The 4,104-nt window shown below is 59.6% G+C and carries 5 protein-coding genes and 2 pseudogenes (1 of these 7 only partly in view); all 7 read right to left on the reverse strand.

Translation table 11 applies throughout. The features are described from left to right. Positions 1-166: pseudogene (locus E6K76_08600) on the reverse strand (ester cyclase). A 263-nt stretch (positions 167-429) separates the two neighbouring features. Next, entirely contained in the window at positions 430-1,200 is a 771-nt protein-coding gene (locus E6K76_08605; GenBank protein ID TMQ58125.1) for a methyltransferase domain-containing protein, read from the reverse strand. 173 nt (positions 1,201-1,373) lie between these two features. Then, complete coding sequence (locus E6K76_08610; protein ID TMQ58126.1) at positions 1,374-2,561, reverse strand: hypothetical protein; 1,188 nt, start codon at positions 2,559-2,561, stop codon at positions 1,374-1,376. 110 nt (positions 2,562-2,671) lie between these two features. Beyond that, complete coding sequence (locus E6K76_08615; GenBank protein TMQ58127.1) at positions 2,672-2,914, reverse strand: hypothetical protein; 243 nt, start codon at positions 2,912-2,914, stop codon at positions 2,672-2,674. Positions 2,915-2,939: 25 nt separating this feature from the next. Next, the gene (locus tag E6K76_08620; protein TMQ58128.1) at positions 2,940-3,110 is read right to left on the reverse strand and encodes a hypothetical protein; all 171 of its coding nucleotides are present in this window, start codon (positions 3,108-3,110) and stop codon (positions 2,940-2,942) included. 93 nt (positions 3,111-3,203) lie between these two features. Beyond that, a complete protein-coding gene (locus E6K76_08625; GenBank protein ID TMQ58129.1) occupies positions 3,204-3,911 on the reverse strand; it encodes a hypothetical protein in 708 nt (235 codons plus the stop codon). Then, positions 3,911-4,104: pseudogene (locus tag E6K76_08630) on the reverse strand (site-specific DNA-methyltransferase); it runs 790 nt beyond the window's last position. The gene E6K76_08625 and the pseudogene E6K76_08630 overlap by 1 nt, the downstream one beginning before the upstream one ends.

Consider the following 4,104-nt stretch of genomic DNA (forward strand, 5'->3'; position numbering starts at 1 on the left):
TGATGTCAGGACCCCACACGAACATCGCTTTCAGATCTTCTATGTGCTTCTCGATGCCCTTCGTCTCGTGGCCGTCCGGCCAAGTGACGATGACATCATCTGCGTGGCTCTCGCCGAGGCGGTCCCATTTCTGATTACTGAACACATCGAAATCGAGCACGTCGAAGATTTTCAGCTTCTGCTCCACGGCTGTCGCCTGGTGTTCATGCGGTGGGGCAGGAAACTGAGGATGCTCAAATTGCTCTTGAGCCATGGCCGGCCCATTGGCCCACGCGACGACCGAGAGGATTGTCAGGAAACAAGCGATATTGCGCATAGCGACCTCCTTTGTAACTTCACGAGCGGACCCGCAGAGTTTAGAGCTTGCGCGACTGCATCTCGTAGAGCTTGCCGCCTGCCCAGCACTGCGGAATGGCCAGCAAGGGATTACTAGGCTGTTGCTGCGCGCGCCGGTCGAACATAGCGCAGCACGTCGTAGCAGGAAAGCCACTGCTCGCCTCGCGCCGCGGCGGCTCGAACCCGATCCATTCCGGCGGCATGCTTTTCAGCGGCGATGAGGCGCATTGCCGACGAGCATTTCGCCTCCAGCCTCCCCAAGAACTCGCCATCCAGCGGTATCCATCCAGCCGCCTGCTCCTGAGAATCGAGCCGCAACCCCGCGCGCTCAGCCTCCTTATGGAGTCGAGCAATCGTAGGATACCGGATCAGCTCGATCGCCAGGATCTCGGGGAAGAATGCCGTTAGACTGCGGCGCTTCAGCGTGTCCTCGGAGTCCGTGACGATCACCAGATGTCCTCCTGGCACAAGGACTCGGTGAGCCTCCGTCAAGAAACGCGGGATGTCTTCGATGTGGTGAATGACATCGACGGCGAAAGCGAGTGCGAACCTCTCGTTCGGAAACGGGAACTCCTTCGCAGCGTCACCATGCACGAACGTCGCGTTCGACCTCCAACCGCGCGCCTCTTGCAGCATAGGCTCCGACAGGTCGAATCCGGCATAGACCAACTCGCTTCGTGACTCCGCGAGAGCGCGAATGTAGTTGCCCGTACCGCAGCCGATCTCGAGCACTGCTGTATCGGCCGGCAGTGCGCCGACTATCCGCGCGAGAGGCGAGACGATCCAAGGGACCGCCCTCCGCGCCCACGCATACGTTGCCGCGTACTCGTCGTAGTCGGTCGGAAATGAAGAAGCGTCATTCATGGCAGCGGCGCATGGTTCGTGTCACAAGATGGAGGAACGCCTCAGGAAAGCTAGGGTTCGATCCCAAGCCAGGCTCACAGAAGCTCACGGGGCGGCCAGCACGCCGTAGGGCTTTGACCCGGCGCTTCTTGACGAGAGAAAGCGCTTGTTGGGCGACCGCGTCCCTGAACACCCTACGACAAGGTCACAGCATCCCAGTCAGGATCGCCGACAGTTATCAACGCTATGAGAGCTCGCGCCGTGACCTTGTAGCCCTCTTCGAGGAGCTCCGTCGTTGGCCGGCCACGTGTCGTGCTTGGTACGCCGCCGCTGTGCACCGCCTTCGAGCGCGTCTTGTAAAGGTCTTCGAAGAGCGTGAAAAGCTGTCTTCGCTCATCGGGAGTTGCACCGAGCCAACGAGCGCCGCGAACACGGAGGCGAAAAGTCAGCTCACCCCTGTCATCGGAGAGATCACGCAGGAATATCGACTCGAGAGCTATTCCGAGGTCGATTGCTGCGTCGATAACACTCCGCCGCCGCATGGCTGTGTCCAAGCGGTGCATTGGCACCCGAAGCGCAGCCCGCCTTTGTTCACCGAGCGCGAGCCATGTTTCGAAGAGCTTTGAGCCATCGCCAGCGGCCGTTTGGGACAAGGGCCTGACGTTGCTCGAGCCCTCCGGGAGTCCGAAGGAGAAGCCGCCGAGAATCAGCGGAGCCCAGTCGGGTGCCTCGAGCCAAGACGAAACGATGACGGGCGCTGTTGGCCCGAATAGTCCGAGGCAGAGAAGGAGATCCGCGAGATCAGTGAGCGGGAGGGGCTGGCCCATGTGCTTGACAGCTTCAGTGTACTCTAGATGGATGCGACGGATCTCCACCTCCTGAGCTAGAGCCGAATCCAGAGGTGATTTGGGGCGCCAAAAGAGGAAGCGTTCGGTGACCGATCGCTTGGTGCTTGATTCCGGGAGCTGTTCCCATGGCACAAGAGTTATGCCTGGTCTTAGGGCGTAGGGACCGTCGGGCTTGATGCCGGCGACGGCAACAATCAGCCGACATGGCAGCCGCTCACAGCTGAGGTAGCGCTGGAGATCTGAAACGGCTCTCTCCGGACTCGCGGCCCGCGCGCGTTCGATCAGCCATGCGGCGAGGTCTGTGTGCTCGACGCGGCATACCCGCCCCCGCACGACTTGCATTAACCCGCCGAACATGACGAAATCGGGATCTCTCCTAAGCTGGTCGAGAAGCTGACTGAAGGGATGTCCCGGCGGGAAGTGCCCATCCAAGGCGCTGCGCAGCGCAATAGCTTGGGCGTATGCCGGGGCTGAAGGCGGGGGAGGATGATTCAGGGCGGCGGAGATGGCACCTTCAAGCTCTGGCTTAACCATGGGAGACGTCGTGCATGGGGCCACCTCTCTCGGGCGTGCAGGCTCCGAGGCCCAGGACGAAGACGCAAAGGCACGTCGTCATTCGCGACCGGCGAGTCAATGGCACCTCCTCACCTGCGAAGACGCTTGAAATAGAACCGCTGCGTCGCCCCAGCCGTGGTCACGCCAACGAGCTCCCAGCCGTCCGCCCCGAGCGGGTCGAGCTCCGCCTCGTCCGGCTCCTCTTTGTCGGGCAGGGCCCGCGCCAGACACTTGTACTCCCAGGTCGGCTCCACGTACACGACGGGAGGATAGACCGGTACCCCTCGGGGTGGATCTGGGGGCCGTTCAGGAATCTTCACGATAGTGTTCATGGATCAATTTCCTCCAAAGACCGGCTCAGCCGGCTGGAATCGAGTGATGCTCATGGGTGACCGTCCACTGGCCGTCAATCTTACACAGTCCCATGGTCACACGAAACTGTGCGATTCGTTTCCCGCCTTTTTGGGTTCCAGAGCACTGCATCAAGGCCGCTACAAACGCCACATCGTCGCCCGCCGTGATGTCCATAGAGGCGTCGCCCGAAGCCAGCGGAATACTATGAGCATTTTGCGAAGACGGGAAGAATTGCGGGAGACCCCAGCGAGAGCGGGAAATGGAGTTCTAGAAGCGGTGATCGTATTCGCGACTCAGACGAACAAGGGCAGCAGCATAGTCTAGCTCTGTATCTAGGGAATCAACCCACTCGAATCGGTAGGGTCTCTCATTGGAGGCTCGAAATCTGAGAATCACGAACTGATCGAATTTCGGCTCCGCGTGTTCAACGATGCGTTTCTCGGCTTCTGCTGCTTCCTGAATCGGGTGCTTATGTTTCTTGCCGTCGGTCAGGAATGATCGTCTCCCCTCATAGGAGCGGCAGATTTCCGCAAAATTGATACCGACTATTCCCACGCATAGCGGAGACCCACCGCCTCGCTTGAACTCATTGATTTGCCCGCCGAGATCGTTGATCACTCTATCTATTTGTTTGATCATCGCCTTTGCGAGTATCTTTGCTTCGGCTCCGATCTCCACCGTAGCGACCATCCCGCGAGCTACGGAGAACCCCTTCTCTTCAATCGCAGGTGTGCCAGGAACTATTTCACCAAATGTGCCATCGCCACGCCGAGCCTTGATTCCCCGCCGCACGTTTGCGAGATTGACTACGGCAATCTTTGACCTCACTCGCGCGGTAAACGTCCTGGAGCTCGCGAGGGTGAAGAGGTCTTCGTAGAGGTGAAGCGCCACCCAGTTCCCTAGGTTCGACCTCCTGTGGAGATACCTCTTGCCTTCAAAGAGGCTTCGGAATGCGTCGAGGAGCTTGTACGCCACTATTTCAGGACATCCAAAGTGACTTCGGTAGGGCCGACGAGGCGTCCTTGCCTTGTTAGTGGCTGGACGCGCTTCTTCGCAGCCCGCAAGTATGCGGGTTCGATGTCGCTCCCAATGGAGTTTCTACCCGTCTCTATCGCGGCGATGGTCGTGCTCCCCGTACCCAGGAATGGATCCAGGACGGTGTCACCAG

The sequence above is a fragment of the Candidatus Eisenbacteria bacterium genome, assembly GCA_005893275.1.
Lineage (GTDB): Bacteria > Eisenbacteria > RBG-16-71-46 > SZUA-252 > SZUA-252 > WS-7.

Excerpts from the sequence above, each read along its gene's own strand:
- E6K76_08615 (TMQ58127.1), bottom strand. The coding sequence starts at position 2,914 with ATGAACACTATCGTGAAGATTCCTGAACGGCCCCCAGATCCACCCCGA.
- E6K76_08605 (TMQ58125.1), bottom strand. The coding sequence starts at position 1,200 with ATGAATGACGCTTCTTCATTTCCGACCGACTACGACGAGTACGCGGCA.
- E6K76_08620 (TMQ58128.1), bottom strand. The coding sequence starts at position 3,110 with ATGGACATCACGGCGGGCGACGATGTGGCGTTTGTAGCGGCCTTGATG.
- E6K76_08610 (TMQ58126.1), bottom strand. The coding sequence starts at position 2,561 with ATGGTTAAGCCAGAGCTTGAAGGTGCCATCTCCGCCGCCCTGAATCAT.